The sequence below is a fragment of the Paenibacillus sp. E194 genome, from assembly GCF_000935845.1.
GTDB classification, from domain to species: Bacteria; Bacillota; Bacilli; order Paenibacillales; family Paenibacillaceae; genus Paenibacillus_B; species Paenibacillus_B alvei_B.
This window is the reverse complement of the sequence record NZ_JMDX01000348.1, coordinates 1-4,715: the sequence shown is the minus strand read 5'-3', so window position 1 is coordinate 4,715 and position 4,715 is coordinate 1. Positions and strand designations below refer to the sequence as shown.

Below are 4,715 nucleotides of genomic sequence, written 5' to 3'. Positions count from 1 at the left end.
CGGCCATTTATTATTTTGGGGCTGTCGCGATATACATAGTAAAGCAGCTGATTTGAACAATTGATGGCTTGAGACTTGAGAGAGTCACATGTACTAGTTTGTCGGATGATAAGAACATAGTGACGTTAAAAGACCGCTAAAATGCGGTTTTTTTCTTTGCTGCTCGTATATTGTGCAATATCAATTCTTTACCCTTAGAGATTCATTCGATTTCATTCTGATCTTAGCGTTGAACGTCATCTCCACGACTTATGGATTTCTCGATATGATATAATTCGAATAAAAAGAGGAGAATATATCGGTGTTTTCACGGGAGAGTTTAGAAAAGAATCAGATCGTCGTGTATGCAGTGGCATTAATTGTAGGAGGGGGAGTGGGCTTGGCAAGTCCACAATTAGGGGGCTTGCTAGAACCCTTGGTTTCATTTGCGATTGCGGTTCTTTTATTCAGCATGTTTTGTCAAATTCCTTTTCTAAAATTAAGGGAAGCACTTACGAATAGACACTTCATAGGGGTCTTGCTGCTTGTGAATTTCATCTTCATTCCATTGCTTGTATTCCTATTAATTAAGATTTTCCCTCAGCCTGGTCCGGTTCTGATCGGAGTTTGCTTGGTACTTCTCACTCCATGTATCGATTATGTCATTGTGTTTACTCAATTGGGCAAAGGAAATGAAAAGTTAATTCTTGCGTCTACTCCAATCCTTTTTATTGTCCAAATGATTATGCTGCCTATTTATCTTTGGTTATTTATTGGTGCTGAGGCATCTGAGATAGTAAGATTTGGACCATTCGTTGAAGCTTTTGTTTATTTGATTATTGTTCCTTTATTCTTTGCATTAATCATTCAATATGTAGCTAAAAGAAATATACGCGGCATGAAAACACTGGACTTTACAGTATGGCTGCCAGTCCCGCTTATGGCACTTGTGCTCTTTTTGGTGATAGGCTCTCAAATTGACAGGGTTGTAAAGGATTTTCATGTCATTATTGCTGTGATACCCATTTATGTATTATTCCATATCATTTCTCCGGTAATTTCACGAATCATATCGACTGTTTTTCGTTTAGGCCCATTAGAGGGAAGAACACTTATTTTCAGTGCAGGAACTCGCAATTCGCTTGTTGTCCTTCCTCTTGCTCTTACCTTACCAGGGGAGATGGCTACAATAGCAGCGTCTGTGATCGTAACCCAGACCATTATTGAACTGATAGCGGAGCTGTTATATATAAATGTTGTGCCTAATTTTATTTACAGAGATGTATAGGTAAATATAAATAGATTCAGGTCGGTGAATTTGGGTTCCACAGCTGCCGTGTAATTAATATGTTCTGGATATACCGAAGTTTCCTTGCGTTGTACGTCTTCATTTTGATAATAAAGAGGAGCTGGGGTACGGCCTGTGGAAAGCCATAGTACTCAAAACGATACATGAGTTGTATACTCCTTTGTCATAAGTTGAAAACACATCTATTTAACTTATGACAAATACCTATATGGTGTTCCACTGAGCTCAGCAAATTTTGCTTTTAAATCCTGAAACCTTCGCTCGTCAGTTGATCCAGTTCTTGTTTTACTTGCTGAGGGCTAAATTGACAGCCATGGCTGTTAATTTCAGGATGGATCTCCTCAGCTATAATTGTTGCGTTTTAATTCGCATAACACAACAGGTGAATTCGTGTAAATGAGTTTTCGAAATCTGAATGCATGGTATAAGAACTCAATTTCATAAATGGTACTCATTACAGTTATCATTGTTTTTCTGTCCTTACATTATGCATTTCCGTTATCGTAACTTAGATTGAATTCAAATCAATAATGTGAATTTCAGGCTATCTTTCAGTAGAAGAGAAATTAATCGGAGGGGATTACTTAAAGCACCCAGTAGCACCCAGTGAATCAATTTAGTTAGGGTAGGGAACGATATGTTTTGGAATGATACGCAGGCAACAGCAGCGTTTCCTATCACAAAATGAGGAGTGACTGAAATGGCTAAACACAACGAACGTAACCGAAACGATGATTCTAAACACAACACGGCTGGTCTGGGAACTGGGGAGACTGTAGGAACTGTAAGTGGTGGTGCTGTAGGTGCTGTTGTTGGTTCCGCTTTGGGTCCTGTAGGAACCGTTGTTGGTGGTATCGTAGGCGCATCGTTGGGCAACAAGGCTGGCGATCAAGTTGATAATAATACCGGATCTGAACAGGATAAACAGGAATAGCTCCATATTTTAGTGAGGAAAATCAGGGTGCCGAGGAAACTTTGCACCCTCTATATTTAAACGTGTCAGGTGATAAGAACAGATATGAATTAAAGTCGCGAAGATGCGGCTTTTTTGTGTTACTAAAAGTATCACCGTTTACTAACGGACAGTTAAATGGAAAAAATTATCTGTTTATGGTTTATAATTTCAAGTCAATCTTTACATATGTACGAAGCAGGACTTGTAATATGAACTAACTTAATTCAATAGTACTAATCATTAACTTTTCAGAGAGGAAGTACACTTTGCCCAAGCACATAAAGATCTACGCGCTAATACTTATTATTATCATATTAATAAACGCTGTGATGTACAGACATTTGGAAAACCAATCATCTGCAAAATACAACGACCTCTATTCACTGTATCAGCAGAAGAACGACTCGGCATTTGTCTATTTAGTAAAGCACGCTTCTAAAACGATTCCACTTGCTGACACTTTGATGGCACTCAGTGAGTCGAAGGAAAATGAAGATCCTGCTAAGATTCGGCAATTGATCGACAAGGCGAAGATACTAGCGGAAGAAATCGATGAGCAACTATTAACATTCATTGAATTTAGCGATATCTACACAAACAATGCTGTTCCTAAGCATTTCATTAATAATACGGCATTAACAACGGATGAGCAGTATAACATGTTTATTCTTGCTCGTGAGGCGAGGATATGGTGGCCCTTATACGATATAAGTCGTTCGTATTGGAAGTCTAAAGCTAAAGTGATAGACTCTAAGACTAGAAAAACCTTGCGTTTGCTCGCGACGGAGCTCTATGAGTTAAACAAGACGATTACGTCGTTTAAGGATGAGGACGCAGCTCACATGTTTTATCTAGCGGATAATTATAAAGCGTTGATGCTGGGGAAGTTGAAACCACACCTTGAAAGATTAAAAAAGATCATCTTTGATTTTTCAGGACGTAAATAACCTGAATCATGAAATGTGGGGTTATCGCGCAGAATGGTGTTTTTCTGGTGTAAGCGATGATGCCATCAGCAGCTATTCCGCTATTTTTGATAATGCCAAGCGGACTCTAGCAAGTAGATCGACGTATCATCTGTTGATTTGTGGAAGCATGGCGATATGGGAGAGGAATGCCAGGCGGGAATCGATTCGGAAGAAAGCAAGGGCACGGGAGAGTCTCCGCTAAATAAGTGAAGCAAGTTGCAAATACCGTTTAGAGCGATCTAAGCGGTATTCGTGCTATATTCAGCTCGTGTCGGTTCATACGGGGTTTATTGAAGAAAGACACTCTGATAGCATTAATTAGGCGTCATTCGTGCATAAAGGTCAGTGATCCAGCCTATGGCATAAATCAAAGTAATCGAGAAGTTGACTTTTACATCAATATATTAATTATAATGAGGTTGTAGGCTGGTCATTGCATTTCTCAGAGGACAATCCGGATGAGACACAGATATACACTGAAACGCGGACACTATGTCCCGGCTGAGCTATCTCTGCCTGAGGGGTATATCCTCTAACCGGTTGATTTACGTATATGGAACCATATTTGACGGCAGTTTTTTCAGTTGACTTGTTTGAGTCGCGGTTGCGGCTCTTTTTTTGTATTTCCCAGAGTTAATTACAGATGTAAAAAAGCTCTGTCAATTTGATCATCAACCAGTTCACCCAAGTGAGGGAAAAGTTTTTTTCTCTATTTATGAACCAAAATACGAGAACTGGTGAATATGAAGTGAAAGGAAAAACGAGGAGGTCTTTGAAGTGAAAGAAAGCAATCATTATCCAATACCCAGGGAGGGAAATCCAGTTGATTTTGAAACACTTGTTCAACCTCACTTAACTAGTGCATTTCGAGTTGCTTATTTGATCGTCCATGATTACCATCTCGCTCAGGATGCCGTTCAAGAAGCTCTATGGGAAGCGTATCAATCCCTTTATCGATATGATGAACGAAAAGGGACATCGTTTCGAGCTTGGTTTATGAAAATTGTGACACATCGTGCACTTAATGTAGTGCGTAGAAAGAAAAATACAGAAGAATATATGGACTCTATTGACCCTGGACAAAACCCATTGGAGAGTATTCTGCAAAGGGAGAAAGAGCAACAAATTTGGCAAGCGATTCAGTTGATGACGCCGAAGCATCGCTCTGCAGTTATTCTTTACTATTATGAAGAGTTTAGTGTAGCTGAAATTGCAAAAATCCTTGGTGTGTTTGAGGGGACGGTAAAATCAAGGCTACATAAGGCCAGAAAGTTAATTGCTGAAAACATGCAAGTTAAGCAAGAAAAACAGGTAATTACCGAGATGGGAGTGATCATGCATGACTAATCTTGACCAACAGATTACACAAACTCTAAAAAAGGTAGCTGGAGAATTGGATCAGCCTAATTTTGTGATCCCTTACGAAGTGGCAGCCGCTAAAAGAAAAAGGTCGCGTTTACTAGGCACTTGGGTACTTCCCGTCTCCATTAGCTGCGCTCTGCTT

At 39.6% G+C, this 4,715-nt stretch carries 4 protein-coding genes; all 4 read left to right on the top strand.

Annotated elements, in window-relative coordinates; translation table 11 throughout:
• Nucleotides 1–301: 301 nt before the first annotated feature.
• The 4 genes from AZ66_RS27075 to AZ66_RS27060 all read left to right on the top strand — a co-directional run bounded on the left by AZ66_RS27075 (nt 302) and on the right by AZ66_RS27060 (nt 4,558).
• Complete coding sequence (locus AZ66_RS27075; RefSeq protein WP_044357732.1) at nt 302–1,267, top strand: arsenic resistance protein; 966 nt, start codon at nt 302–304, stop codon at nt 1,265–1,267.
• 721 nt (nt 1,268–1,988) lie between these two features.
• Nucleotides 1,989–2,222: a glycine zipper domain-containing protein gene (locus AZ66_RS27070; protein ID WP_044357731.1), complete on the top strand. Its 234-nt coding sequence runs from the start codon at nt 1,989–1,991 to the stop codon at nt 2,220–2,222.
• A gap of 362 nt (nt 2,223–2,584) precedes the next feature.
• Nucleotides 2,585–3,190 carry a hypothetical protein gene (locus tag AZ66_RS27065; RefSeq protein ID WP_231587067.1) on the top strand — a complete coding sequence of 202 codons (606 nt, stop codon included), beginning with the start codon at nt 2,585–2,587 and terminating at the stop codon, nt 3,188–3,190.
• Nucleotides 3,191–3,988: 798 nt separating this feature from the next.
• The gene (locus AZ66_RS27060) at nt 3,989–4,558 is read left to right on the top strand and encodes an RNA polymerase sigma factor (protein ID WP_044357728.1); all 570 of its coding nucleotides are present in this window, start codon (nt 3,989–3,991) and stop codon (nt 4,556–4,558) included.
• The last annotated feature ends 157 nt before the right edge of the window (nt 4,559–4,715 follow it).